The 26,852-nt window shown below is 67.1% G+C and carries 27 protein-coding genes; 16 read left to right on the top strand and 11 right to left on the bottom strand.

Features of this window, described 5'->3' with window-relative positions; genetic code table 11:
• Positions 1-11 precede the first annotated feature (11 nt).
• Positions 12-1,109, bottom strand: a complete 1,098-nt coding sequence (locus tag O6P37_RS07680) for an amidohydrolase family protein (RefSeq protein ID WP_269893490.1) — start codon at positions 1,107-1,109, stop codon at positions 12-14.
• 282 nt (positions 1,110-1,391) lie between these two features.
• Between O6P37_RS07680 and O6P37_RS07675 the strand changes: the two genes are divergently transcribed.
• On the top strand, positions 1,392-2,396 hold the full coding sequence (locus tag O6P37_RS07675; RefSeq protein WP_269893489.1) for an acyl-CoA dehydrogenase family protein: 1,005 nt from the start codon (positions 1,392-1,394) through the stop codon (positions 2,394-2,396).
• Positions 2,397-3,572, top strand: a complete 1,176-nt coding sequence (locus O6P37_RS07670; protein ID WP_269893488.1) for an acyl-CoA dehydrogenase family protein — start codon at positions 2,397-2,399, stop codon at positions 3,570-3,572.
• 52 nt (positions 3,573-3,624) lie between these two features.
• Here O6P37_RS07670 and O6P37_RS07665 read toward each other — a convergent pair whose 3' ends face one another.
• The 6 genes from O6P37_RS07665 to O6P37_RS07640 form a co-directional block, all read right to left on the bottom strand.
• Complete coding sequence (locus O6P37_RS07665) at positions 3,625-3,960, bottom strand: hemophore-related protein (protein ID WP_264015538.1); 336 nt, start codon at positions 3,958-3,960, stop codon at positions 3,625-3,627.
• Between the two features lie 120 nt (positions 3,961-4,080).
• Positions 4,081-4,464, bottom strand: coding sequence for a hypothetical protein (locus tag O6P37_RS07660; protein ID WP_408633133.1), 384 nt, complete (start codon positions 4,462-4,464; stop codon positions 4,081-4,083).
• A 137-nt stretch (positions 4,465-4,601) separates the two neighbouring features.
• Positions 4,602-5,966: a cytochrome P450 gene (locus tag O6P37_RS07655; protein ID WP_269893486.1), complete on the bottom strand. Its 1,365-nt coding sequence runs from the start codon at positions 5,964-5,966 to the stop codon at positions 4,602-4,604.
• A gap of 46 nt (positions 5,967-6,012) precedes the next feature.
• The gene (locus O6P37_RS07650) at positions 6,013-6,204 is read right to left on the bottom strand and encodes a ferredoxin (protein ID WP_269893485.1); all 192 of its coding nucleotides are present in this window, start codon (positions 6,202-6,204) and stop codon (positions 6,013-6,015) included.
• A 42-nt stretch (positions 6,205-6,246) separates the two neighbouring features.
• Positions 6,247-7,107, bottom strand: coding sequence for a mycofactocin-coupled SDR family oxidoreductase (locus O6P37_RS07645; RefSeq protein WP_269893484.1), 861 nt, complete (start codon positions 7,105-7,107; stop codon positions 6,247-6,249).
• A 44-nt stretch (positions 7,108-7,151) separates the two neighbouring features.
• Entirely contained in the window at positions 7,152-7,853 is a 702-nt protein-coding gene (locus O6P37_RS07640) for an SDR family NAD(P)-dependent oxidoreductase (protein ID WP_269893483.1), read from the bottom strand.
• 303 nt (positions 7,854-8,156) lie between these two features.
• Between O6P37_RS07640 and O6P37_RS07635 the strand changes: the two genes are divergently transcribed.
• From O6P37_RS07635 to O6P37_RS07580, 12 genes are read left to right on the top strand one after another with little or no spacing between them, the layout of a single operon-like run.
• Positions 8,157-9,677, top strand: coding sequence for an aldehyde dehydrogenase family protein (locus O6P37_RS07635; protein WP_269893482.1), 1,521 nt, complete (start codon positions 8,157-8,159; stop codon positions 9,675-9,677).
• A gap of 35 nt (positions 9,678-9,712) precedes the next feature.
• Positions 9,713-10,921 carry a CaiB/BaiF CoA transferase family protein gene (locus O6P37_RS07630; protein ID WP_269893661.1) on the top strand — a complete coding sequence of 403 codons (1,209 nt, stop codon included), beginning with the start codon at positions 9,713-9,715 and terminating at the stop codon, positions 10,919-10,921.
• A 19-nt stretch (positions 10,922-10,940) separates the two neighbouring features.
• On the top strand, positions 10,941-12,152 hold the full coding sequence (locus O6P37_RS07625; protein ID WP_269893481.1) for an OB-fold domain-containing protein: 1,212 nt from the start codon (positions 10,941-10,943) through the stop codon (positions 12,150-12,152).
• Positions 12,149-13,315: a thiolase C-terminal domain-containing protein gene (locus O6P37_RS07620; protein ID WP_269893480.1), complete on the top strand. Its 1,167-nt coding sequence runs from the start codon at positions 12,149-12,151 to the stop codon at positions 13,313-13,315. The genes O6P37_RS07625 and O6P37_RS07620 overlap by 4 nt, the downstream gene beginning before the upstream one ends.
• Entirely contained in the window at positions 13,308-14,102 is a 795-nt protein-coding gene (locus tag O6P37_RS07615) for an MlaE family ABC transporter permease (RefSeq protein ID WP_269893479.1), read from the top strand. Before O6P37_RS07620 ends, O6P37_RS07615 begins: the two co-directional genes overlap by 8 nt.
• Positions 14,103-14,104: 2 nt before the next feature.
• Entirely contained in the window at positions 14,105-14,962 is an 858-nt protein-coding gene (locus tag O6P37_RS07610) for an MlaE family ABC transporter permease (RefSeq protein ID WP_269893478.1), read from the top strand.
• A gap of 8 nt (positions 14,963-14,970) precedes the next feature.
• Positions 14,971-16,182, top strand: coding sequence for an MCE family protein (locus O6P37_RS07605; RefSeq protein WP_269893477.1), 1,212 nt, complete (start codon positions 14,971-14,973; stop codon positions 16,180-16,182).
• Positions 16,179-17,204, top strand: coding sequence for an MCE family protein (locus tag O6P37_RS07600; RefSeq protein WP_269893476.1), 1,026 nt, complete (start codon positions 16,179-16,181; stop codon positions 17,202-17,204). The genes O6P37_RS07605 and O6P37_RS07600 overlap by 4 nt, the downstream gene beginning before the upstream one ends.
• The gene (locus tag O6P37_RS07595) at positions 17,204-18,307 is read left to right on the top strand and encodes an MCE family protein (protein ID WP_269893475.1); all 1,104 of its coding nucleotides are present in this window, start codon (positions 17,204-17,206) and stop codon (positions 18,305-18,307) included. The genes O6P37_RS07600 and O6P37_RS07595 overlap by 1 nt, the downstream gene beginning before the upstream one ends.
• The gene (locus tag O6P37_RS07590; RefSeq protein WP_269893474.1) at positions 18,291-19,805 is read left to right on the top strand and encodes an MCE family protein; all 1,515 of its coding nucleotides are present in this window, start codon (positions 18,291-18,293) and stop codon (positions 19,803-19,805) included. The genes O6P37_RS07595 and O6P37_RS07590 overlap by 17 nt, the downstream gene beginning before the upstream one ends.
• 14 nt (positions 19,806-19,819) lie before the next feature.
• Positions 19,820-21,163, top strand: a complete 1,344-nt coding sequence (locus O6P37_RS07585) for an MCE family protein (protein ID WP_269893660.1) — start codon at positions 19,820-19,822, stop codon at positions 21,161-21,163.
• Positions 21,163-22,863 carry an MCE family protein gene (locus O6P37_RS07580; protein WP_269893473.1) on the top strand — a complete coding sequence of 567 codons (1,701 nt, stop codon included), beginning with the start codon at positions 21,163-21,165 and terminating at the stop codon, positions 22,861-22,863. Before O6P37_RS07585 ends, O6P37_RS07580 begins: the two co-directional genes overlap by 1 nt.
• A gap of 75 nt (positions 22,864-22,938) precedes the next feature.
• Here the strand turns inward: O6P37_RS07580 and O6P37_RS07575 are convergent, their stop codons facing one another.
• A complete protein-coding gene (locus tag O6P37_RS07575) occupies positions 22,939-23,454 on the bottom strand; it encodes an Rv2253/PknI dimerization domain-containing protein (protein WP_269893472.1) in 516 nt (171 codons plus the stop codon).
• Between the two features lie 79 nt (positions 23,455-23,533).
• On the opposite strand from O6P37_RS07575, the gene O6P37_RS07570 reads away from it, so the two are divergent.
• Positions 23,534-23,971 carry a hypothetical protein gene (locus tag O6P37_RS07570; protein WP_269893471.1) on the top strand — a complete coding sequence of 146 codons (438 nt, stop codon included), beginning with the start codon at positions 23,534-23,536 and terminating at the stop codon, positions 23,969-23,971.
• Between the two features lie 38 nt (positions 23,972-24,009).
• On the opposite strand, the gene O6P37_RS07565 is transcribed toward O6P37_RS07570, so the two are convergent.
• The gene (locus tag O6P37_RS07565) at positions 24,010-25,287 is read right to left on the bottom strand and encodes a cytochrome P450 (protein ID WP_269893470.1); all 1,278 of its coding nucleotides are present in this window, start codon (positions 25,285-25,287) and stop codon (positions 24,010-24,012) included.
• A gap of 178 nt (positions 25,288-25,465) precedes the next feature.
• Here O6P37_RS07565 and O6P37_RS07560 point away from each other — a divergent pair, with 178 nt between their 5' ends.
• Positions 25,466-26,077, top strand: a complete 612-nt coding sequence (locus O6P37_RS07560) for a TetR/AcrR family transcriptional regulator (RefSeq protein ID WP_269893469.1) — start codon at positions 25,466-25,468, stop codon at positions 26,075-26,077.
• Here O6P37_RS07560 and O6P37_RS07555 read toward each other — a convergent pair.
• Positions 26,060-26,494: a hypothetical protein gene (locus O6P37_RS07555; protein ID WP_269893468.1), complete on the bottom strand. Its 435-nt coding sequence runs from the start codon at positions 26,492-26,494 to the stop codon at positions 26,060-26,062. The two genes, O6P37_RS07560 and O6P37_RS07555, sit on opposite strands and share 18 nt — an antisense overlap.
• 52 nt (positions 26,495-26,546) lie before the next feature.
• Entirely contained in the window at positions 26,547-26,852 is a 306-nt protein-coding gene (locus O6P37_RS07550; protein ID WP_269893467.1) for a cytochrome C oxidase subunit IV family protein, read from the bottom strand.

Below are 26,852 nucleotides of genomic sequence, written 5' to 3'. Positions count from 1 at the left end.
CTCTTCTACCTCTACTGTGCAGCACTTGCGGATGCGATGACAGGAATTTCGATGCCGTACAGCTCCGCGGCGTTGCGCCAGCACAACTTGTCGCGCTGCTCGGCGCTGTAGGAGCTGGGTACCGACAGATCGTTGAGCTGCCAGTGCGGGTAGCTCGACCCGTACATCACCATGTCGTCCTTGCCGGTGAAGCCCGCCCACTCACCGGCGAAGCCGACGTCGCCCGGGCCGTCGAGCGCGCCCTGGATGAAGTAGGTGTGACCGGGCAGGTAGTCGCTCGGCATCCTCGGCGCCCACGGCGTCTGCTCGAGATGGGGCCTGCCGAAACAGTCCATCCGCCACATGAACGGCGTCAGCATGTCCGCGGCGCCGTCTGCCCAGACGAACTTCAGCGTGGGCATGCGCTCGAAAACGCCCTCGGCGATCATGTTCATCAGGTGGTAGAGGAAGTTCATCGCGGTGAAGCCGACGAACTGCTCGTAGGTCCGGGTGATGCCGTTCGGGGTGGGCGGCAGCATCACTCCCGAGCCGACCTCGAAGTGCACGGCCACCGGCAGCCCAGCGTCGACGGCCGCCTCCCACAGCGGCCAGAACTGCGGCTTGCCGTACAACTCGCGCGACTGCAGCGGCACGCCGATCTGCACCACCCGTGGGTGGTCCTTGTACTTGGCGATCTCGCGCAGCGCACCGGTGATGTCGTCGGGATTGACCCGGATGGTGCCCCGGAATCGCTCGCCGTGTGCGCTGTCGTCCAGCCAGCGCGTCACCATCATCTCGTTGTGCCCGGCGGCGAGCGCGGACCCGAGGTGCCGGTCCGGCATGATGCCGCGGCCCATCGGGTGCAGGATCGCCACGTCCACGCCGCGCTCGTCGAACAGGTGGCGCGCGACGATGTCCGGGTCGGAGCCGGGGTACTGCTTGTCGGGGCCGGTGGTGCCCTTGGCGTATTCGCCACCGGGCGCCCCGTACCAGTCCATCTCGTAGTCGGGAAAACCCCGGCTGCGGAACGGCTCCCGCAGGAAGTTCTGCCGCAGGTCCTTGTTCGACTTGCAGAAGATGTGCACGCTCGCATCGATGACGGGTGTACGCGTCCCGTCGGGGTGCTCCATGACCAAGGCTGACCTCCGTGTTCGTCCGGTTCGCGCGGGCTGCGCACCGTCGAAGACGACGCGCGGCGGAGCCGGACCTGCCCCCAGTGTAAATGCTAGTTCTTCAAAGGCAAGAATTCTGTTCTCTTGCCGAATACCCGCATCTGTGCAGGTGAGCGTGCCTGCTGGTCAGTCGCCCAGCAGACTGCTTAGGTAATCTCATGACCGTTGCGGGAGAACGGGGCGACACGTTGCGAGAATGCTATTCTCCTGGGGTCGTGACATCGCACCAGGAGGCGCCGGATGCTACTCGAGTTCGATGCCGATCAGCGGCTGTGGCAGGAGACCGTGCGCGACGCGGTGACCAAGCAGTGCCCACCCTCGCTGGTCCGCAGCGTGGCCGAAGACCCTGACTCACCCGAGGGTGACCCCACCCCGCTGTGGAAGCTGTACGTCGACGCCGGCTGGACCGAGCTGACGGACCAGGAGAACACCGTCGAGCTCGCCATCGTCTGCGAGGAGCTGGGTCGGGCCACCGACCCGACACCCTTTCTCGCGACGCTGACCCAGTACGCGCCGCTGGCGGCCGACCGGTACGACCCGCAGCAGGCGGGCGCGGCGGTCTACTCCGGAGTGAGTGCCCACCGCGACGCCGAGGGTTGGGTGCTCGACGGCATCGCCCGCAACGTCGTCGACGGTGACCGGGCCGACCGGCTGGCCGTGGTCACCGAGGCCGGGGTCTTCCTCGTCGAGGCCGCGGAGGTGTCGTCGCGCCGCAGCCCGGTGTTCGATCCGGTGCTGCACGTGGCCGAGGTGTCGTTCCACGGAGTGCGGGTCTCCGACGCCGCCCGGGTGCACGTCGACGCGGAGAAGGCGCACCATCTCGCGCTGACCGGCATGGCGATCACGATGGTCGGCGCCTGCCAGCGGATTCTGGACCTGGCGCTCGACCACGCCAAGCAGCGACACCAGTTCGGGGTACCCATCGGTTCGTTCCAGGCCGTTCAGCACAAGGCGGTCGACATGCACGTCGCCATCGAACGGGCCCGGGCCCTGTCGTATTTCGCCGCGCTGACCATCGCGGCCGACGACCCGCGCCGCCGGATGGCGGCGGCGATGGCCAAGGCCTCAGCGGGTGAGTGTCAGTCCATCGTGTTCCGGCACGGCTTGCAACTGTTCGGCGCCATGGGCTTCACCTGGGAGAACGACCTGCAGTTCGCGCTGAAGCGGGCGAAGGCCGGTGAGCTCCTGCTCGGCGGCGCCGCCGAGCACCGGGCCCGGATCGCCGAGGAGTACAGGGGTTTCTAGATGCAGCTGACCTTCGATTCCGATGTCGAGGAGTTCCGGGCCGAGTTCGCCGCCTTCCTCGACGAGCACCTGCCCGACGAGGCCGACACGCTCGAGCGGCCGCGCTCGGTGTCGCACATGCCGCAGTGGGCCCGTGACTGGCAGCGGTTGCTGTTCGACAACGGATGGCTGCTGCCCGCACAGCCGCCGGAGTTCGGCGGCCGCAACGCGTCGGTGCTGCAGACCTTCGTCCATCTCGACGAGCTCTGCCGGCGCCGCATCTACCACAGCTTCAACCCGCAGGGCGTGAACATCGTTGCGGCGTCGTTGATCTCGTTCGGGTCCGACGAACACAAGCAGCGCTGGGCGGTGCCGGTACTCAAAGGTGAGATCACCGCGTCGCTGGGGATGAGCGAGCCGAGTGCGGGCTCGGACCTGGCGTCGCTGCGCACCCGGGCCGTGCGCGACGGCGACGACTTCGTGGTCAACGGCCAGAAGGTGTGGACCTCCGGTGCCCACGACGCCGATTTCCTGCTGACCTTCGTGCGCACCGACCCCGACGCGCCCAAGCACAAGGGGATCAGCGTGCTGATCATCCCGACCGACCTGCCCGGAGTCGTCTGCCGGCCGTTCGCCGACCTGTGCGGGGAGGAGAACAAGGACTTCAACGAGGTCTTCTTCACCGACGTGCGGGTGCCCGCCGAGAACCTCGTCGGACCGCTGAACGGCGGCTGGAAGGTGGCCAACGGTTCACTCGGCCACGAGCGCACCATGATGTGGCTCGGCTTCGCCGACCGCATCGACAACATGATCGCCGACTTCGAACCGCACACTGAGATCGAACGCGACCAGTACGCGTCGATGATCATGGATTATCAGGCGCTGCGGGCGATGGGCTCGGCGGGTCTGGCGCGTGCCGCCCGTGGCGAGTCGGACACCGCATCGGTGTCGGTGCTCAAGCTGTTCGGTTCGGAGGCCGAGATGCGCGCCGCGGACACCGCACTGACCGCCGCGGGGGCCGACGGACTCGTGCATCCCTCGACCACCGGCCGCTACGAGCACATGAACCTCGACCACTACTTCGCGAGCTGGTTCGAGCGCTTCTCCCGCAGCTTCTCGGGGACGATCGCGGGCGGCACGTCGGAGATCCAGCGCAACATCATCGCCACGCAGGTGCTAGGACTGCCCCGCGGCTGAGAAACGACGTCGGGGCCGGTCGCTCATGGCGACCGGCCCCGACGCCGTCACATCAGTAGTTGCTGCAGGATCCTGAGATCTGCACGATGGGCCCCAGGTAGGCCTGTGCCATCGAGCTGCCCTTCAGGAAGTTCACGGTCTGCTGCCGCTGGGCCGGCCCCGACGCCAGGAAGCTGCGCAGCTGCCCCTGGAACCCCGGCGACGAATTCACCTCGGCGGCGAGATCGGGCCGCTGGTCGTTCAGCGCCGCGATCACCTGGTCGTAGCTACACGTCGTGTTCACGACCGCATCCAGATTCGGCTGCGCGGACGCCACTCCGGCCGAGAGGCTCAGGGCGGAGACCGCCAGTCCACCACCGATTGCCGCCAGCACTCTTGCACGCTTCATAACTGCTTCTACCCCGTTCCGACAGGTTGTTGCCCGCTTTCTTTTACAGGCTAACAGCATGTCGTTCCAAGGGTTCTGGTCGTTACAGCGCGACCACCGCCGTGGGACAGGCGCGGGCGGCTACAGCCGCCGCAGCGCGAACGTCCAGAACTGGGTGCCGGGCGGGCCGTTGAAGCAGCCGACGTTGTACCGGGAGTCGATCGTGCCGGCGAGTGTGACGTCGTCCCAGACGTAGGTTTCGCGGGTCGGGAGATTGTATCCGGGGCACCGGAGACCGTCCGGCACGTCGACGACCAACGTCCAGCGACCGTCCTTGAGATAGGCCTTGTTCTCGTAGTACTCGTAGAACTTCAACCGCGGCCGCGCGCTGACCTTGGCGCAGTCGGCGCTCTTCTCCGGAACGCAGAAGGAGAGGTACCACATCCACGATGCCCGGTCGTAGCGGTTCGTGAGCAGGTCATAGTTGCCCAGGCGCATCGCGGATGCGGGCGGGGCCGTGACCATCGCGGTCACGGTGAACACGGCGACGGCGAACGCCGCAGCGGCGGTTGAGATGCCGGCCCTGACGAGCTTCACTGCTTCTTCCCTCCCGTTCTTCCCCCGGCCCATAGAACCATTTCGCCTCGACCTCGGCATGGAGATCAGTCGATTACCGCCGGTTCCTTGCGCTCGGTGATGGGCCGGGCGAGCTCCTGCTCGTTGCAGATCCGCTGCAACTTGTCGATCGTCTCGTCCAGACCGGGGCCCAGCGGGTCGGAGGGGGTGAAGGTCGCGGGCAGGTTGCGCATGCCCTGGATGACGCCGATGGTGTCGTAGTGCACGGCGCCCTCGGGGTCACACACGTAGTCGGGCATCCGGTCGAGCACCGCGGTCAGCATCGACTTGAACACCGTGCGGGCGACGTTCGAGCCGACACAGCGGTGAACGCCGATACCGAAGCTGAAGTGCCGGTTGCCCTTCCGGTCGAGCATGATCTCGCTCGGCTTGTCGAACACCGACGGGTCGCGGTTGGCCATCGCCCAGGACAGCCACAGTCGCTCGTACTTCTTGAACTGCTGGCCCTCGACCTCCACGTCGTCGGCGAAGGTGCGCCCGTCGCCGGGCGCGGGTGTGAAGAACCGGAGGAACTCCTCGGTGGCGGGATGCAGCAGCTTCGTGCGTTCTCGGGACAGCCGCTCGCGTTCGTCGGGATGCTCACCAAGCCATTCCAGGGCGTGCGCGGTGAGCGCGGTGGTGGTGTCGAACCCGCCACCGATGATGAGTCCGAGATTCCCGAGGATCTCCATGTCCGGTGCCGGTTCGCCGTCGATGCGCAACTGCACCAAAGCGTTCACCAGGCCCGGCCGCGGGTTGTCGCGTATCTCCATCATGTTGGTGATGAGGTCGATGCCCATCTCCCGGTGCTGCTCGTTGATCTTCTCGCGCTCTGGGGAGTGCTCGGGGGTGTACACCGACGCGTGGGTGGGCTCGCTGTAGACGTTCCACTTCTTCAGCTCGATGCCCATCATCGCGAGCGTGAACACCGCGGGCACCACGTTGGCGAGGTGCTCGACGAAGTCGATGCGGCCCGACGCGATGTGCTCGTCGAGCGCGGCGCGAGTGATCTCGTCGACGAATGGCTCCCAGCGCTTGATCGCGGCAGGGGACAGGTACGGGTTCAGCGCACCGCGGTAGGAGCTGTGCTCCGGCTCGTCCATCTCGAGGATGCCGCCGCGAACGACGGTGGCGCGACTGGCCTTCGGGATCGTGATGCCCTTGAACGGGGTCTCACCGGTGATGTCGTGGTGATTGGACACCACGGGACAGCGAGCCAATTCGAACACGTGCCTGCTGTCGGCGGCCACCCAGTGCCCGTCGTAGGTGTCGGTCCACGCCATCGGACACTTGGCCTGCATCTCCTCGGTGATCTTCTGGAACTGCAGGCGGTACTCCGGTGTGTGCCGGTCGAAGTGGTACGTGTTCTTCTTGCGGTCGCCGTCGGTCGTGACACCGTCGTCGATGCTCACGTGGTCGTCTCCTCTGCCTGGAGCGGGACCTGCTGGGTAGTGGGAGTCATTCGATGACGATCGCCTGTTCGGGGCAGGAGTGTGCGGCCTCTGCCACCTGCTCCTCCTGGTCCCCGGGAACGTCCTCGTTCACCGGCGACGCGTGGCCGTCGACGTCGTCGAGTTCGAAGGAGTCGGGAGCGATCATCGAGCACAACGTGTGGCCCTGGCAGCGCGTGCCGTCAACTGAGACCTTCACTGCTTTCCTCCAGTCGGCTAACCATGTTGCGGCGCAACGGAATCAGACGTGGTAGTCGTACCACTTGAGGTAACCGCCCGCGTCGACCCGCAGCTGCATGCCGGTGACGAATCGCGACTCGTCGGAGGCCAGCCACAGCACGGCGTTGGTGATGTCCTCGGGCTCGATGTACGGCACCGGCATGGCCTGCTGCACCCCGAACGCCAGTTCGGCGTCCGCGCGGGTCGGCTTCTCGAGGTCCGGCCGGAACGAGCGGTACATCGGCTCGCTCTGCAGCATGTCGGTGTTGCAGTTGGTCGGGTGGATCACGTTGGCACGGATGCTGCGGACCGCCAGTTCGGTCGCCAGGTCGTGCACGTACTGGGAGATGAGGCGCTTGGAGGTCATGTAGCCCATCCCGCCGGGATCGGCGCCGGGACGGTCCTTCTTCGAGGCGTCCATCAGCGCGGCGGCCGACGCCGTCGCGATGATCGAGGCGCCTTCCTTCAGGTGGGGGAGCGCCACCTGGATGGCGTTGATGGTGCCGACGAAGTTGGTGTTGATGCCGTCGGTCCACGCCTGCATCGCCGGGGCGCCCTTCATCGCGGCGATGCCGGCCTGGGCGACGACGATGTCGAGGTGTCCCAGTTCGGCAACCCCGTTGTCCAGCGCCGCCTTGAGCGCAGCCGCGTCACGCACGTCGGCCTGGGCGATGACCGCCTTGCGGCCCGCCTTCTCGACGTACTGCGCGGTCTCCTCGAGGTCCTCCGGCCGGGCCAGGGGGTATCCGACGGTGTCGATGTCGGCGCAGATGTCGACGGCGATGATGTCGGCGCCTTCCTCGGCCAGCCGGATGGCATGGCTGCGGCCTTGACCGCGCGCTGCACCGGTGATGAAAGCGACTTTGCCCTCAACGCGTCCCACAGTGGTGTCCTTTCGTTTCTTGGTCGATGTCCGGCTGAGGCGGTTCAGGTGTTCCGGCCGCCGTTGACGCCCAGGATCTGGCCGGTGATGTAGCCGGCCTCCTCGGAGATGAGGAAGGCGCACGCCGCGGCGATGTCCTCGGGCCGGCCCATCCGCCGCACCGGCGTTGCCGCGATGGTCTGGTCGAGGTCGCCGAGGAACCCTTTCTCGGCTGCCGCCCGCATCATCGGGGTGTCGATGAAACCCGGCGGCACGGCGTTGACCGTGATCCCGGCCGGGCCGTACTCGAGCGCCAGCGTCTTCGTCAGCCCGTTGACCGCCGATTTGGCCGCCACATAGGGCGCCATGTACGGGGCGCCCGAATGGGTGCTCGACGACGAGATGTTGACGATGCGGCCCCAGCCGGTTTCGATCATGTCGGGCAGTACGGCCTGGACGCAGTGGAAGACGCCGTTGAGGTTGACGTCGATGACGCGCTGCCAGCGCTCGAAGGTGACGTCGTGGAACTTCTTGAAGCTGTCCAGGCCGGCGCCGTTGACCAGGATGGAGATCGGGCCGAGCTTGGCGCGCACCGCCGTCAGGGCGTCGTCGACCTGACCGCGGTCGGTGACGTCGGCGGCGAAGGCGAACTCGTCGTCGCCGGGGTTCAAATCGAGGATCGCGACGTGATGGCCGTCGGCGCGCAGGCGGGCGACGATGGCGGCGCCGATACCGGAGCCGCCTCCGGTGACCACGGCATTCTTCACGCTGGGAACCTCGCTGCGGTGGCCTCAGCTGGGGTGGGCCCGGCGGCGCTCGAGGGGGCGGCCGGGTCGATCGCGGTCGTCGCAGACGTCAAGAATCTTCCTTCCGATTATGAGAACCGTACTCTCGGAGGTGGCGATTCTGCAAGATTCGAAACGTCGCGGTCAAGCGGGTCCTATGCTGCTCACCCGGCACCGTAAGCCTATGACTAGCCGGTCTACGCAACCTTGAGTTCTCACTGGGTGAATGTATGATTCGCCCTCGATGAGAATGAAATTTCCATCACATGTGCCGCTAGGAGGATGATGCAGGAAACGCCGACCATCTCGGAAGACGTCCCGGGGGCCGACTCCATCGCCCCGCACAGTGCCGGGACGTCCGAACACAAGGCCGACCGGAGACTGCTGATCGACGGGCGCCTAATCGAGACCGAGCGGACGTTTCCCTCTCTCAATCCGGCCACCGGCGAGGTGCTCGGTCACGCGCCGGACGCCACGGTCGCCGATGCCCGCGCCGCGGTCGACGCGGCCCGGCGGGCGTTCGACGAGTCCGCCTGGGCGACCGATGTCGAGCTGCGGGTGCGCTGCCTCGAACAGCTGCACAGCACGCTGGTCGAGCACCGCGACGAACTCGCCGCCCTCACCATCGCGGAGGTGGGCGCGACGGAGTCGCTGTGCCAGGGCGCGCAGCTGGACCAGCCGATCGGGATCGTGCGCTACTACGCGGATCTGCTGAAGAGCTATCCGATGACCGAGGACCTCGGCAACATCGAGAGCCGCGGTATGCAGCACCACCGGTGGGTCGAGAAGGAAGCCGCGGGCGTCGTCGCCGCGATCATCGCCTACAACTACCCCAACCAGCTGGCGCTGGCGAAGCTGGCGCCCGCGCTGGCCGCCGGCTGCACCGTGGTGCTCAAGTCTGCGCCGGACACCCCGCTGATCACCCTCGCCCTCGGTGAGCTGATCGCCGAGCACACCGACATTCCGGCCGGCGTCGTCAACGTGCTCTCCGGCGCCGATCCCGAGGTGGGCGCGGTGCTGACGACCAGCCCGGACGTCGACATGGTCACCTTCACCGGATCGACGCCGACCGGCCGCCGAATCATGGCCGCCGCCAGCGAGACGCTCAAGAAGGTGTTCCTCGAACTCGGCGGGAAGTCGGCCGCGATCGTGCTCGACGACGCCGACTTCAGCATGGCCGCGCTGTTCTCCGCGTTCAGCATGGTGACGCACGCCGGACAGGGCTGCGCGCTCACGTCGCGACTGCTCGTGCCGGAGGCCCGCGAGGACGAGATCGTCGAGCTGATCAAGAACAACTTCGGGCACGTGCGCTTCGGAAATCCAGTCGACCCGTCCGTTTACATGGGTCCTCTGATCAGCGAGAAGCAGCGCGACAAGGTCGACGGCATGGTGCAGCGCGCAGTGCAGGCCGGCGCCACCCTGGTCACCGGCGGCGAGAAGGTCGATCCCGGCTACTTCTACACGCCCACGCTGCTCGCCGACGTGCATCCGGACAGCGAGATCGCCCAGGAAGAGGTGTTCGGACCGGTGCTCGTGGTGATCACCTACTCCGACGACGACGACGCGGTGCGGATCGCCAACAACTCCATCTACGGGTTGTCGGGCGCCGTGTTCGGCAGCGAGGAGCGCGCGCTGGCGCTCGCCCGGCGTATCCGTACCGGCACCTTCTCGATCAACGGCGGCAACTACTTCAACCCCGACACGCCCTTCGGCGGATACAAGCAGTCCGGCATCGGCCGCGAGATGGGCACCGCGGGTCTCGAGGAGTTCCTCGAGACCAAGACCTTCGCGCGGGTGGTGTCGTGAGTTCCGGCGGGCAGGAGCGACGCGACCCGGGAAATGTGACCGGGCCACTCGAGGGCATCCGCGTGCTCGAGGTCGCGATGTACGGCTTCGTGCCGTCGGCGGGTGCGGTGCTCGGCGAATGGGGCGCCGACGTGATCAAGGTCGAGCATGCGGTGACGGGGGACCCGCAGCGTGGCCTGAGGCAGACCGGGTTGTTGCGCGTCGAGGGCGACCCCAATCCGAACATCGAGCACGCCAACCGGGGCAAGCGCAGCATCGGACTGGACATGTCGGTGCCGGAGGGCAGGGATGTGCTGCTCGAACTGGCCCGCCGGGCCGACGTGTTCCTCACCAGCTTCCTGCCGGGGCACCGTAAGAAATTCGGTATCGATATCGACGACATCCGTGCCGTCAAGCCCGACATCATCTATGCAAGGGGTAGCGCGTTGGGGCCGCGCGGCGAGGAAGCGGTGAAGGGGGGCTATGACATGACGGCCTTCTGGTGCCGTGCAGGCACGGCCCGCACCATCACACCTCCCGACATGCCCGGCATGATCGGACCGCCCGGGCCCGCCTACGGCGACACCATCTCCGGCACCAATCTCGCAGGCGGTATCGCCGCAGCGCTGCTGAAGCGCGAGCGCACCGGCGAACCTTCGGTCGTGGACGTCTCGCTGCTGGGCAGTGGGCTGTGGTCGATGGGCCACACCGTGGCGCTGACCAACCATCTCGGCGAACGCATGGAGGCCTTCCCGCCCGGCGTGCACGGCTCGCCCATCAACCCGCTCGTCGGGCTGTACCCCACCGCCGACGACCGCTACATCTCGTTCGTGATGATGCAGCCCACGAAGTTCTGGGCCGACGTGTGCCAGCACATGGACCTCACCGAGCTCGCCGACGACCCCCGGTTCGCCACGGCGGAGTCGATCGCCGAGAACACCGCAGCGGCCAACGAGATCCTCACCGAGGCGATGAAGAAGCGGCCCCTGGTCGAGTGGAGTGAGCGGTTCTCCACGCTCGCCGGGCCGTGGGCGCCCGTGCAGGACACCCTGCAGGCCGCCCAGGACGCGCAGGTCAGGGCCAACGAGTACATGGTGCAGGCCGGCGAGCTCGAACTGGTCGCCAACCCGGTGCAGTTCGACGTCGCCGCACCGCGGACCGGCCCGGCGCCGGGGTTCGCCGAGCAGACCGACGACATCCTGGCCGAGCTCGGCCTGGACTGGGACCGCATCATCGAGCTCAAGACTGCCGGCGCCGTCACCTAGAAAGGTCGCTCAAAAACCCATGCCACACATCGCTTCCATCGGGACCTACCTCCCGTGCTGGGGAACACCCCGGCACCGGGTGGCGGGCGACGACGAGGATGCGATCACGATGGCGGTCGAAGCCGGCCGCGCGGCGCTGGACGCCGGTGGAGCGGTCGAGCGGGTGGTGCTGGTCAGCCGTGACCTGCCGCCGGTGGTGAGCAGCAACGCCGCGGTGCTGCTTGCCGGCCTCGGACTGGACCCGGAGCTCGAGGTCGACGAGCGGTTGGGCGGGGCTCCCGCGACGCTCGACGCGGTGAGCTCGGCACGGCCCCGCTCGCTGATCATCGGCGTCGACCTGGATCCGGCGGGCGCCGCGGCGATCCTGACCGCCGACCACGGCAGGAAGGTGCGCACCGCCGCCCGGGTGGCCCGCAGCCTGCCCGTCCGCACCCGCAACGCGGTCGGGGTGGTGCACGACTATGGAGATCCGCGGCTGCTGCACGAGCGAGGCTTGCTGGCATCGCTGTCGGCAGCGTGGTTGGACACGCCCGTCGCGGTCGCCGGCGTGGAGTACGACAAGGTGACGGAGCTGTGTGCGGGCACGCCGCCACATATGCCGACTTATGGAGCAAGTGCCGGATTATTCGCGCTCGCAAGCCTTACCGAGTCCGATACCATTGGCCCCTTGGTTGCGGTCGAGCAGGCAAGTCTTTCCGGGATCACGGTCGCAGGCGGCGAGGCTCAGGTGAATCGACGAGAACCGGCGGCACGTCCGTTGCCGGACGGCGGCGTCACCCCCGGCGCGGATCTGCCGATCTCGCTGGCCGCCTACGAACGCGCCTTCGAAGCCAAAGTTCGTTGGGAAGCAGGCAGATACGCCGGCAGCGACCAGCTCGACTTCCCGCCGCGGTACCGGGTCGGCGAGGACTGCTCGCTGAGCACCGACTACGAGCTGGTTCCGCTGCCGAAGACGGGAACCGTCTACACCGAAGCCACCGTGCGGATTCCGGTGCCCGGCCTGCGCTCGCCGTACTCCCTGGTGATCGTCGAGCTCGACGGGGTGGCGGTGCGGGCGTTGGTCAAGGTGACCGGTGCGGCCCCGGGTTCGGTGGACATCGGTGACCGTGGCCGGCTGGCGCTGCGCCGGATCGCCGTGCGCTCCGGTGTGCCCGACTACGGGTATGCCTTTGAACCCGACGCGGCATCGTCGCGCGAGTCGCTGTGCGACCGCTCCGCGGGTGCGGCATGAGGAAGGTCGCCGTCGTCGGCGCCGGAATGACGCCGTTCGCCGAGCATTTCGCCTTCGGCATCAAGGATCTCCTGGCGATGGCCTTCGCCGACTGTGCCGCCAGCGTCGACAAGGGCATGTCCAAAGCCGACCTCGACGCCGCCTGGTTCGGCGCGATGGGAACGACGGACGGTTTCCCGTCCGGCATCCTCGCCGACACCCTCGATCTGCACGACCTGCCCGTCACACACATCGAGAACTCCTGTGCCACCGGCAATGACGCCGTCCGCAACGCCCTGTACGGTGTCGCCTCGGGTGCGGCCGACGTCGCACTGGTGATGGGTGCGGACAAGCTGCGCGAGGTCGCGACCAAGGACATGCTGTGGGGCTGGGAGGCGATGACCCGCGACATGGCGTGGGACCACCCGCTGGGTCTCGTCGCGCCCGCCGGATTCGCCCTGCACGTCCGGCGCTACCTGCACGAGTCACCGGCGACGCGCGAGCACCTGGCGATGATCGCCGTCAAGAACCACCGGCACGCCGTGGACAATCCCAAGGCCCGGTTGCGCTTCGAGATCACCGTCGAGCAGGCGATGTCCGCGCCGATGGTGGTCGACCCGTTCGGCGTCTACGACTGCGCGCCGCAGAGCGACGGAGCCGCCGCCCTCGTGCTGGCGGCCGAGGACGTGGTGGACCGGTTCACCGACCGGCCGGTGTGGATCCGCGGGGTCGGACTCGGGCTGGATTCTGTGATGTATCCGCACAAGCCGGACATGACCACGTTCCCCGCGACGGTGCGGGCGGCCAAGAGGGCGTTCGGAATGGCGGGACTCTCACCGGCCGACGTGGACGTCGCCGAGGTGCACGACTACTTCACCGGCATTGAACTGATCAGTTACGAAGACCTCGGGTTCGCCGACCGCTTCGAGGCCCACAAGCTCGTCGAGACCGAGACGACCACCGTCGGGGGAGCACTGCCGGTCAATCCGAGCGGTGGGCTCAAGGCGAAGGGACATCCGCCGGGAGCCACCGGCGTCGCGCAGTGCGTCGAGATCTTCGGTCAGTTGCGCGGGGAGGCGGTCAATCAGGTGGACGGTGCACGGATAGGGTTGGCGCACAATATCGGTGGCCCGACAGCGGTGTCGGCGGTCACCATCCTGGAAGGACCCGGATCCGATGGCTGAACGGTGGACGACAGGGGTGAACCTGGGTCGGGCATCGGCGCCGATGCAGGCGGTCGGCGGATTGTTCGCGATGTTCGCCGATGCCATCCGATTCATTTTCCGCAGGCCGTTCCAGTGGCGCGAGTTCCTGGAGCAGTCCTGGTTCGTCGCCCGGGTGTCGCTGGCGCCGACGCTGCTGGTGGCGATCCCGTTCACCACGTTGGTGTCGTTCACGCTGAACATCCTGCTGCGCGAACTGGGCGCGGCGGATCTGTCAGGGGCCGGTGCGGCGTTCGGCGCGGTGACGCAGCTGGGCCCGATGGTGACGGTGCTGATCGTGGCCGGCGCGGGTGCGACCGCGATGTGTGCCGACCTGGGCTCTCGCACGATCCGCGAGGAGATCGAGGCGATGGAGGTGCTGGGCATCAACCCGGTTCAGCGACTGGTGACGCCGCGCATGCTCGCCTCGGGCCTGGTCGCGCTGTTGCTCAACAGCCTGGTGGTGATCATCGGCATCCTCGGCGGCTATGTGTTCTCGGTGTTCGTCCAGGACGTCAACCCCGGCGCGTTCGCTGCGGGCATCACGCTGCTGACCGGGGTGCCCGAGGTGATCATCTCCTGTGTCAAGGCCGCGCTGTTCGGATTGATCGCCGGCATGGTCGCCTGCTACCGCGGGCTGACGATCACCGGTGGCGGCGCCAAGGCGGTCGGTAACGCGGTCAACGAGACGGTGGTGTACGCGTTCATGGCGCTGTTCGTGATCAACGTGGTGGTCACCGCCATCGGCATCCAGATGACGACGGGCTAGACATGGGAACCCTGACCACGCTTCGGGCCACGTACCCGCGCATCGCCAAGCAGCTCAGTCGGCCGGTGGGAACGCTGAGCCGCATCGGCGACCACACCATGTTCTACGGCCGGGCGCTGGCGGGCACCCCGCATGCCGCCGTGCACTTCCGCAAGGAGATCATCCGGCTGATCGCCGAGATCTCCATGGGCGCGGGCACCTTGGCGATGATCGGCGGCACCGTCGTGATCGTCGGATTCCTGACCCTGGCCACCGGCGGCGTGCTGGCGATCCAGGGCTACAGCTCGCTGGGCAACATCGGCATCGAGGCGCTGACGGGCTTTTTGGCGGCGTTCATCAATGTGCGCATCGCCGCTCCGGTGGTGGCCGGCATCGGCCTCGCCGCCACCTTCGGCGCCGGCGTCACCGCACAGTTGGGCGCCATGCGCATCAACGAGGAGATCGACGCGCTCGAGTCCATGGGCATCCGGCCGGTCGAGTACCTGGTGAGCACCCGGATCGTGGCCGGAATGGTCGCAGTGACACCGCTGTACGCGATCGCGGTCATCCTGTCGTTCGTGGCCAGCCAGTTCACCACGGTGTTCTTGCTCGGGCAGTCCGGCGGGCTGTACTCGCATTACTTCGACACGTTCCTCAACCCGATCGACCTTTTGTGGTCATTCCTTCAGGCCATTTTGATGGCGATCTCGATTCTGCTGGTGCACACTTACTTCGGCTATTTCGCGTCGGGGGGGCCGTCGGGGGTGGGTAACGCTGTGGGCAACGCCGTGCGCACCTCGCTCATCGTCGTGGTGTCGGTGACCCTTCTGGTGTCCCTGTCGGTCTACGGCTCCAACGGCAACTTCAACCTGTCGGGTTAGGGGGGATCATGGCGCAGAGCAACACCGGCGGCCGGAATTACGCCGCCCTGGCCGGACTCGGCACCATCGTGGTCTTCGGGCTCATCATCGCCATGGCGATCGGCCTGTTCCGTGGCAGTTTCACCAGCACGGTGCCGGTGACGGTGATCGCCGACCGGGCAGGCCTGGTGATGAACCCCGAGGCCCGGGTGAAGATGCGTGGCGTCCAGGTCGGCCAGGTGTCCTCGATCGAGGAACGCGCCGACGGCAAAGCCGTGCTGCACCTGGCGATGAATCCGGACCAGCTGAAACTGATCCCGTCGAATGTTCTCGTCGACATCGCCTCCACCACCGTGTTCGGCGCCAAATTCGTGGAAATGGTGCCGCCGCCCGATCCCGAGCCGACGCGACTTGCGGCCGGTCAGATCATCGAGAACCGGCACGTCACCGTCGAGGTGAACACGGTGTTCCAGCAACTGGTGAACGTGCTGGACAAGATCGACCCGGCGAAGCTCAACGAGACGCTTGGCGCGATCTCGTCGGCGTTCAACGGACGCGGTGAGCAGTTCGGCAAGACCCTCGTCGACTTCAACGCGCTGCTCGCCGAGCTCGAGCCGAGCCTGCCGAACCTGTCGCGCGACATGGAGGCCCTGGTGCCCACGCTGACCGCGTACGCCGATGCGACACCGGATTTCCTGTCGACCATCCAGAGCACCACGTCGGTGAGCAATTCCATCGTCGACCAGCAGCAGAACCTCGACGCCTTCCTGGTCAGCAGCATCGGTCTCGCCGACATCGGCAACGAGGTCGTCGGCGGAAACCAGCAGGCGCTGACCGACCTTCTCCGCGAGCTGGTGCCGACGTCGGAGCTGCTCAACAAGTACCGGGAGTCGATCTGGTGCGGTGTCGGCGGCCTCATCCCGTTCGCGAAGTCCCCGCCGCAGTACTCGGGCATCCTGGTCAACGCCGGCCTGACCCTCGGTGTCGAGCGCTACCGCTACCCCGGTGACCTGCCGAAGGTCGCAGCCTCCAGCGGCGGCGCCGACTTCTGCGAGGAACTCGGTCTGCCCGAGCAGCCGGCTGAGTTCAGGCCGCCGTTCATCGTCGGCGATGTCGGCTCGAACCCCGCGCAGTACGGCAACGCCGGCATCCTGCTGAACTCCGAGGGACTCAAGAACTGGCTCTACGGGCCGCTCGACGGTCCGCCGCGCAACAGCCCACAGATCGGAATGCCGGGATGACGCGGTTGCTACCGACGCTGATCAAGCTGGGGGTGTTCGCGATCGTCAGCGTGCTGCTGACGGCCTTCGTGTTCCTCGTCTTCAGCGATGCCAGAACCGGTGCGAGCGAGGAGTATTCGGCTGTCTTCACCGATGCCTCCCGGCTGAAGACGGGCGACACGGTCAGGATCGCCGGTATTCGCGTCGGCACTGTCAACGGCGTCGAACTCCAGCCCGATCGCAAGGTGCTGGTGACCTTCGAGGCCGACCGCAGCACCCAGCTGACCACTGGGACGAAGGTCGCGATCCGGTATCTGAACCTGGTGGGGGACCGCTACGTCGAGCTCGTCGACACGCCGGATTCGACGAAGATCCTGCCGGTCGGATCGCAGATCCCCGAGGAGCGCACCGCGCCTGCGCTCGATCTGGATCTGCTGCTGGGCGGGCTCAAACCGGTCATCCAGGGCCTGAACCCGCAGGATGTCAACGCGCTCACCGGATCCCTGGTGCAGATACTGCAGGGTCAGGGCGGCACGCTGGAATCGCTGTTCAGCAAGACCTCGTCGTTCAGCAACTCGCTGGCCGACAACAACCAGGTGATCGAGCAGTTGATCGACGAACTGCGCACGGTGCTGGACACACTGTCCAAGGACGGGGACGAGTTCTCCGGAGCCATCGACAAACTCGAGCAGTTGATCTCCGGGCTCTCGCAGGACCGCGACCCGATCGGCACAGCCATCGAGTCGCTGGACAACGGAACGACCTCACTGGCCGATCTGCTCGGTCGTGCCAGGTCCCCCCTCGCAGGCACCGTCGACCAGTTGCACCGGCTGGCTCCGGTGCTCAACACCGATTTGGAGCGCCTCGAGGCCACCATCCAGCGGCTCCCCGAGATCTATCGCAAGCTCGCACGCGTCGGGTCGTACGGCGCGTTCTTCCCGTACTACATCTGCGGTGTCACGTTCCGCGCCAGTGATCTGGAGGGCCGCACGGTGGTGTTCCCCTGGATCAAACAAGAGACCGGAAGGTGCGTGGACGAGTAATGCTCAAATACCGCGGCCCTCAGCTCGTCCGGGCAGGCTTCATCGGCGTGGCCGTCATCATCCTGGTCATCGTCGTCGGACTCCAGCCGGAACGGCTGATCTCGTGGGCGACCGCGTTGCGCTACCAGGCGCTGTTCACCGAGGCCGGTGGGCTGGTGAGCGGCAACGACGTGACCGTGTCGGGCATCAAGGTCGGGTCGGTGTCGTCGATCGAACTCGACAACGGCGACGCCCTGGTCAAGTTCACGATCAACAGCAAGTACGCGCTGGGTTCGGACACCACCGCCCACATCCGCACCGGCAGCCTGCTCGGTGAGCGCGTGCTGACGCTGGAATCCGAAGGCAGCGGCACGCTCTCGCCCGACCAGGTCATCCCGACCAGCCGGACCACCTCGCCGTACTCGTTGACCGACGCGGTCGGCGAGCTGACCGCCAACACCCGCGACACCAACACCCAGGCGCTCAACCAGTCGCTCGACACCCTCGCGCAGACGCTCGATCAGGTGTCCCCACAGCTCGGGCCGACCTTCGACGGCCTCTCGCGGGTGTCGCAGTCGCTCAACAACCGCAACGAGAGCCTGGCCGAACTGCTGCGCACGGCAGGCGATGTCACCCAGATCTTCTCCGAGCGCAGCAGTCAGGTGAACGCGCTGATCCTCAACGCCAACGACCTTCTGGCGGTGCTCGACGAACGTCGCTATGCCATCACCAGCCTGCTGGCGAGCATCTCCGCGGTCTCCCGGCAGCTGACCGGAGTGGTGGCCGACAACGAGGCCGAACTGCGTCCGACGCTCGAGCAGTTGAACAGCGTCACCGCGATGCTGGAGCGCAACCGTGACAGCCTGGCCAAGATGCTGCCCGGCGCCGCGAAATACTATTTGACCCAGGGTGAGATCGTCTCGAACGGCGCGTACTACAACGCATTCGTGCCGAACCTGATCTTCGGCCAGCTGCTGCAGCCGTTCCTCGACTATGCATTCGGGTTCCGCCGCGGTGTGAACGCCGGGCAGCCACCGGACGCGGTTGGACCGCGCGCCGAGCTCCCGTTCCCCGTCAACGGCATCCCGCAGCCAGGAGACCTCCCCGATGATGGCAACCCGTAAGCGCCTCGCGGCCTGGACCGCGATCCTGCTGGCCGTCGTCCTGGTGGCCGGCGGAGGTTATCTCGTGAAGAAGGCATTCTTCGGCCCCACGAACATCAACGCGTACTTCTCGACGGCCACCGCCATCTATGCCGGGGACGAGGTGCGCGTGGCCGGGGTGAAGGTCGGCAAGATCGAGGCGATCACCCCGGAGGGCACGCAGACGAAGATCAGCATGAGCATCGACCGCGGCGTCCCGGTACCGGAGGGCGCGAAAGCGGTGATCGTCGCCCAGAACCTGGTTGCCGCGCGGTATGTGCAACTCACGCCGGCCTACCGAGAGGGCGACGGGCCGACCATGCGGGACGGCGGCGTGATCCCGCAGAGCCAGACCGCGGTCCCGGTGGAGTGGGACGAGGTGAAGGACCAGCTGATGCGGCTGGCCACCGAGTTGGGCCCGGACAAGGGCGTGGACGGCACCTCGGTCTCCCGATTCGTCGACAGCGCGGCCAACGCGCTCGACGGCAACGGCGAGAAGCTGCGCAGCACCCTGTCCCAATTGTCCGGCGCTGCAAGGATTTTTGCCGAAGGCAGCGGCAACATCGTCGACATCATCAAGAACCTGCAGATCTTCGTCACTGCGATGCGGGACAGCAAGCAGCAGATCGTCCAGTTCCAGAACCGGCTGGCAAGTCTGACCAGCGTCCTCGACGACAACAGATCCGATCTCGACGCGGCGCTGTCGGACCTGTCGGTCGCCATCGGCGAGGTGCAGCGCTTCGTGGCAGGCAGCCGTGACCAGACGTCGGAACAGGTACAGCGGCTGGCAAACGTGACGCAGGTGTTGGTGGACAACCGGCTTGCGCTGGAGAACGTCCTGCACATCACACCGAACGCGATCGCGAACTTCGAGAACATCTACTACCCGAACAGCGGTGCGGTCACCGGCGCGTTCGCCTTCAACAACTTCTCGAACCCGACGCAGATCATCTGCGGCATGATCGGCGCCGTCGCCAACGTCAGCGCGCCCGAGACCGCCAAGCTCTGCGCGCAATACCTCGGGCCCGCGGCGCGGCTGTTGAACTTCAACAACATCCCGTTCCCGATCAACGCCTATCTCAGGCCGGCGATCGATCCCAAGCGGATGATCTACACCGACCCGAAACTGGCGCCCGGCGGAGCCGGGCCCGGCGACCCGCCCGAGCCGCGGCCGACCGTCTCCGCCTACACCGGCGCAGGCGACATCCCGCCGCCCCCCGGTTGGGGTGCGCCACCGGGACCGCCGGGGATCTACCAGCCCGACCGCGATGCGCCGGCCATCCCGTCTCCGGCGCTCTACCCGGGCGCACCGATACCGGCGCCGCCGACCATCATCTCCAATATCCCTGTGCAGCCGTCACCGTCGGTCGACGCGATGCTGCTGCCTGCGGCCCCGCCGGGCTCAACGGTCGACGACGCCGCTCCGGCGCCGGCACCGAACACGCCACTGCTGCCCGCGGAAGGAAACCCGCCATCATGACCCGGCATGTTCCGATGCGGCGCGCCGCGATCGCGTCCTGTGCGGTGCTGACGCTGTCCGGGTGCTCGTTCCAGGGCGTCAACTCACTGCCGTTGCCAGGCGCGGACGGCCGCGGACCCGACGCCGTCACATATCAGGTCGAGGTGCCCAATGTCGGCACCCTGGAATCCAATTCACCGGTGATGATCGACGACGTCGTGGTGGGCAGCGTCGGGAAGATGACGGTCAAGAACTGGCATGCCGACGTCGAGATCTCGGTGAAGCCCGACGTGGTGGTGCCCGCCAACGCGGTGGCCACCGTGGGGCAGACCAGCCTGCTGGGCTCGATGCACCTCGCGCTGAACACCCCACTGGGTGAGAGCCCGGAGGGACGGCTGCAGCCCGGTACCACCATCCCGCTCACCGACTCGTCGACCTACCCGTCCACCGAGCGCACGCTGTCGTCGCTCGCCGCGGTCGTCAACGGGGGCGGGCTCGGACAGATCGGCGACGTGATCCACAACGCCAGCCGCGCACTGTCCGGGCGCGAGCCGGAGATCCGCGAACTGCTCACCCGCCTCGACAACTTCGTCGGTGTGCTCGACGAGCAGCGGGCGAACATCATCGCGTCGATACAGCAGCTGAACCAACTCGCGGGCCGGTTCGCCGGACAGCGCGACATGATCAGCCGCGCTCTCAAGGACATTCCGCCCGCCCTCGATGTGCTGATCAAGGAGCGGCCCACGTTGACCACGGCCCTGGAGAAGCTGGGTACGTTCAGCGACACCGCGACCACCCTGGTGAACAACGCGGGCGACGACCTGGTGACCAATCTGCAGAACCTCGAGCCCGCCTTGCAGAGAATCGCCGACATCGGACCTGACCTGAACCTCGCACTGCTGTGGGCCACCGCGTTCCCGTACGGTCCGACCTTCGCCGACCGGATCACCAAGGGCGACTACATCAACCTCTTCGCCACCTTCGACCTGACCTACCCGAAGTTCAAGCGGTCGCTGCTGCTCGGTACCCGATGGGAGGACCAGGAGGCCAAGCTCATCCCGGCCCCGGGTGACCCCTACTACCTCAACTACTCCTACGATCCGATGGCCATCGGTGTGGCTCCGCCGCAGCGGGATTCGCCTGACGCGCCGGCCGCACCCGCGGGTGAGGTGGGTGAGGTGGCGCCCATGCCCGCCGTGGCCGAACCGCTGCTGCCCGTCACACCGCCACCGCCGGCCAATCCCTGGGCACCCTCAGCGCAGAGCATTGCGCCGGGACAGATCTTCGCGGGGCCGTTCGGCCCCGCGGCGCCACCGCCTCCAGCGGTTCCGGCGCCTGCGCCCGCCGAAGCGCTCCCGCCGACCTCGGAAGGTGGCTGATGCTCACCCGGTTCGTTCGGACGCAGCTGATCATCTTCACCATCGCCTCGGTGGTCGGGGTGGGGGTGATGGTGTTCGCCTACATGCAGGTGCCGACTCTGCTCGGAATCGGCCGCCTGGCCGTGACCCTCGAGCTCCCTGCCGGCGGCGGCCTGTACCAGTTCAGCAACGTGACCTACCGCGGCGTTCAGGTGGGCAAGGTGACCTCGGTGAATCTGACCGAGAACGGCGCCGAGGCGGTTCTCTCGTTGGAGACGTCGCCGAAGATCCCCGCCGATCTCGAGGCCGAGGTGCGCAGCGTCTCGGCCGTCGGCGAGCAGTACGTCGACCTACGACCCCGGACCGACTCCGGCCCGTACCTGACCGACGGATCACGGATCTCGGTGCGCGACGCCACGATCCCGCAGCCCGTCGGGCCGGTCCTCGACGAGCTCAGCTCGCTGGTCGAATCCATCCCGGGAGACCGCATCGCCGACCTCCTCGACGAGGCGTTCAAGGCCTTCAACGGAGCAGGTCCCGACTTCCAATCCCTGCTCGACTCGGCGGCCAAACTGTCGACGGACGTGCGCGGCGCCTCCGGTGAGGCGCGCACCCTGGTCGACGATGCCAAGCCGCTGCTCGAATCCCAGGCGGAGACCACGGATTCCATTCGGACATGGGCTCGCAGCCTGGCCGGCGTCACCGGTCAACTCGAGCAGAACGACCCGGAGATCCGCACCTTGCTGGAGCGCGGTCCAGGCTTCGCGCAGGAGGTGAGCGCACTGCTCGAGCAGGTGAAGCCGACCCTGCCGACCCTGCTGGCCAACCTCACCACGGTGGGACAGGTGCTGGTCACCTACAACCGGTCGCTCGAACAGCTGATCGTGATGTTCCCGGGAATCATCGCGGCACAGCAGTCATTCGGCCTACCCAACAAGAACCCCACCGGCCTGCCGTTCGCCGACTTCGCGCTGACGATCAGCGACCCGCCGCCCTGCACCGTCGGATTCCTGCCGCCGTCGCAGTGGCGATCTCCGGAGGACGAGACGTCGATCGACACGCCTGACGGCCTGTATTGCAAGCTGCCGCAGGACTCCCCGATCAACGTCCGCGGTGCGCGCAACTACCCGTGCCAGGGCAAACCCGGCAAGCGCGCCCCGACAGTCGAATTATGCAACGACCCACGCGGTTTCGTCCCGCAGGTGATCCGCCAGCACTACACCGGGCCCTATGCGTTCGATCCGAACCTGATCAAGAACGGGCTGCCGCCGCACGACATCGTGGACTTCAACGAGCGGATCTACGCTCCGGTCCAGGGGACACCGTTGCCGCCGGGTGCAGTGCCGTCGGGAACGCCTCCCGGCGCGTTCACCCCGCAGCCGCCACCGGGCGCGTCGCCACCGGATGCGGCGCCCGCACCCATGGCGCCCGCGCAACCCGCGTTGCCGCAAGCCCCGGTGCCACCACCGCCGCCGGCAGGCAACTCGCTCAACGGAACTCCGATCGCGCCGCCGCCGGACGCACCGTCGCCGCCGGCACTTCTGCCCGCGGACGGGGCGGTACCGGCCACCCCCAGTGCGTTCGACGGTGACGGGCCTGCGGTGGCATTCCAGCGTTACGATCCGCGCACCGGTCAGTACCTCACGGCTGACGGGCAACTGCGGACGCAGACCAACCTCGTCGGTGCGGACAAGTCGTGGAAGGACATGCTGCCGAGCTGATCTCGCCCGCGGAGCCGCTGCACGTCGCGGCGGTCCCGCGGAACCGCGCAGGCGGCGCCCCGGTGGTGCGTCCGGTCAGCGGCTGATGCGCTCGACCCGTACGGGCAGCTCGAAGTCGAGAACCGCATTACGGCCGCACGACCCGCTCGGCGCTTTGGTGATGTTGCGGCCCTGGAGGAACTCCGCCGACACGACGCGCTCCTCGGTCACCGGGTCGAAGCCGAAGATGAGGAACGTCTGGTGCGCGCGCGCGAAGGTGCCGTCGGGGCACGGCGCCCACTTCGGGATGTCGTGCTCGATGAACCAGAAGTCGTCGAGGCGGGCGGAGCCTGTCCAGCCGAGACTGCTGGTCACCGTGCCGGTGCACTCGATCGGACTGACGCAGCTGGTGTTCACGGTCCAGGTCTGGGTCTCACTGGGCACGTCGAAGAGAACTTCGTCGCGGCGTGCCCATTCACCGTCGGAGAACACCCGGTAGGTGCCGTTGAGCGCGACCTCCCGTGCGGCGTCCGCGGGAGCTGCCGCGACGACGCCGCCAAAGAGGGTTGCCACGGACATCGCCATGGTGCCGAGCACTCGGTCTACGCGCATGGCCACCAGCATAATTCGCTGCTGGAGCTTGGCTCTCCGAAAGCGAGAATTTGATTACTCCTTGTGTGAAGATGATCTGATGCGATCGATCGTCGCGGTACTTGCTGCGTGGGCAACTCCGGTGGTGGCGGCGGCGACCCTGATGGCGCCGCAGGCAGCGGCACAGCCGCAGATCCCTCCGCCGATACCGCCGGCCGGGGCGCCGTGCAACAACCCGAACTGCACACCCGGTATCGCACCCAACATCGTGCTCGGCTCCTACTGCAACAACAGCACCTACTACGCGTTCGGCGTGACGTCCTGGGGCCGTCTGGTGTTCTGCGGTTCCGCCCGGCGGTACGAACCCCGCTGGTTCCGGTCACCCGAGATGCACGGGGTGAAGAACCTGTACGACCTGTGCCCGGAGTTCGTCGGCGAGGTCGCACAGGCTCCGGACGGTCTGTTCCTCACCTGTGTCGCGATGAACAACCGCGCCTACTGGGAGCGCGGCGATCTGCCTCTGCGCGGCACCGAGTGAGCGCCGCCGCCCCCTGAAAGGGGCAGCGGCGGCACCGATCACGACACGGGCGTGTACTTGATGTTGATCTCAGTCAGGCCGCGGAGGATGAACGTGGGCTCGTACTCGTAGCGGCGGGCATCGGCCGGCCCGTGCTTCTCCTCGTCGATGGTGATGTCGGCCATCCGGTCGAGGAGGCGCTCGATGGACACCCGGCCCTCGACACGGGCCAGCGGCCCGCCCGGGCAGGAGTGCACGCCGCGCCCGAAGGCGATGTGCTCGCGGACGTTCTTGCGGTCGAGGTGGAACTCGTGCGGATCGTCGAAGCGGTTGGGATCGCGATTGACCGCACCCGGACAGACCATCACGATGGTGCCGGTCTTCACCTCGGTGTCGCCGACCTTGGCCGGCTTCTTGGCGAGCCGGAACTGACTCTTCACCGGGGCGTCCATCCGCAGCGACTCCTCGACGAATGTCGGGATGCGGCTGCGGTCCTCGCGCAGTGCCTGCTGGATCTCGGGATGGTCGCCGAGCACCCGCATGGAGGCGGACAGCAGCTTGGTGGTGGTCTCCTGGCCAGCGGCGAACAGGAACGTCGCCGAACGGGCCACCTCGATCAATTCCGGCGTCGACCCGTCCGGGTACTTCGACGTCGCCAGCCCGGTCAGGACGTCGTTGCGCGGGTTCTTCCTGCGTTCGGCGAGGTAGGAGATGAACTTGTCGTCGAGCCACTCGAGCGGGTTCAGGCCGACGTTGGAGCCGTCCAGTCGGCCGACCTGGGTCTCCGGACGCGGGGCGCCCAGCACGTTGCGGAACTCCTCGTGGTCCTCCTCGGGGACACCGAGCAGGTCGGCGATCACCAGCAGTGAGAACGGCTTGGCGTACGAGGACAGGAACTCGCACGAGCCTGCCTCGATGAAGTCGTCGAGCACCTCATCGGCGAGGCGCCACATGAAGTCCTCGTTCTCCTTGAGCCGCTTGGGGGTCAGCAGCCGGTTCAGCAGCGACCGGGCGTCGGTGTGCTCGGGCGGGTCCATGGTGACCATGTGCTCGAACATCGGCAGCTGCGACCGGTTGGCGGCGATCTGCGCGGTCAGATCGTCGCCCTCCGGGGTGAACGGCAGGGGCGGGAACGGGCCGCCGAGCGCGATGCAGGAGGAGAAGGTGTCGCTGTCCTTGAGGACCGAGTTGGCAGCCTCGTAGCCGGTGATGGCCAGCACGCCGTAGTGCGGCTCGGGCTGGACGGGGCACTTGCTGCGCATGTGGTCGTAGTACGGGTGCGGATCGGGCACCAGCGACGGATCGGTGAAGTAGTCGATGGTGTCGTAGTCGGTCATCTGGGGGCGTCCCTTCGAGAAACTGAACACTGCGGTGGCGCGACAGGGAGTCGGCGCTCTGGGCTGAAAGTGCTGAGCATCTGCTTAGCATGCCGTAGGGTCGTGGTCAAGGTCACAGCGCCCGGCGGCGGCTACTATCCCGGTGTCCACCAGTCATTCCGACGGAAGGTGTTGCGACGTGGCTTCTCCGCGCCGGATCGGGGCGCCCGACGCCAGGAACCGGGTCGTACTGCTCGAGGCCGCCGAGCAGTTGATGATCGACGAGGGCTACGCGGCGGTGACGTCGCGGCGCGTCGCCGAGAAGGCCGACCTCAAACCGCAGCTGGTGCACTATTACTTCCGCACCATGGACGAGCTGTTCCTGGCGCTGTTCCGGCGTCGTGCCGAGCAGGGTCTGGAGGCACAGGCGCGGGCGCTGGCGTCGCCGCAGCCGCTGTGGGCGCTGTGGCGCTTCATGACAGATCCGTCGGCGACCCGCCTGACGCTCGAATTCATGGGCCTGGCGAATCACCGCAAGGCATTGCACGCCGAGATCGCGCTGTACGCGCAGCGGGCCCGTGAGGAACAGACGAAGGCCATGAAGGTGGTGCTGCAGAACTACGGCGTGGACACCTCGACGGTGCCTGCCGTGGTGTGGACGTTCTTCGCGACCGGCGCGTCACAGGTCCTGGTGTTCGAGCGCAGCCTGGGGATGTCACTGGGCCACTCGGAGATCGTGTCGTTCCTCGAAGACCAGATCCGGGCGATCGAGGGGGAGCCGGTGCCCGTCGATTCACCAGGGGCGGATTGAGCAGAGCGCGCCCTTGGGGCCGGCATCTGTCTTGACCACGACCCCGTCGACGGCGAGAACGCAGTGGAAGTTCGCGTGCTCGGTCGTGTAGAACGTGGTGGCCGTGACCATGGCCCACTGATCCGGATCGGCGAGCATGACGTCCAGCGTCCACATCTGGTCCGGCCCGAGGGCCGCCCAGGTCTTCGGGCTGAACTTGTACGAGTTGTGGCTGTACTCCGCCCAGTTCGGGGGATCGACGTTGCGGTAGTAGATCTCCGCCTCGGGCACCGGCACCTCGGTGAAGACGGTGTACTTGACGTGATGCATCACCCGGGGCGGCGGCGGTGCGGGCTGGGCGTTGGCCGAACCGACCATCGACATCATGGCGGCGAACGCCGCGGCGGTCGCGACGGCGGGCCGGATCGGAAACAGCATTATCGAATATTAGAACAGGACTTCCAGAGATAGCGCCGTTTGCCCGAGCCGCTCAGTACAGATAGATCGCCAGCACCGCGGCCCACAGCGCCACCAGCCACGCGTCGGTGGCCCAGCGCAGCCACCGCGGCCCGTCTCTGACCTCCATGAAGTACCGGATGATCAACCGGCCCTTGATGAATCCCAGCGCGATCACCGCCAGCGTGAAGGGGATGCTGGCCACCGCGTCGTGGTCGCCGTGGGCGGGTGCGAGCCACCAGGACGCGACGGTGATCGCCGACAGCACGATCCAGGCGACCGTGACCGCCCGGTCAGCCGACGCCCTCGAAGCGGCGGCCGGGGAAGCGTCGATGGTCAC

Source organism: Mycobacterium hippophais, assembly GCF_027529605.1.
GTDB classification, from domain to species: Bacteria; Actinomycetota; Actinomycetes; order Mycobacteriales; family Mycobacteriaceae; genus Mycobacterium; species Mycobacterium arseniciresistens.
This window is presented reverse-complemented; position numbering and strand designations above follow the sequence as displayed.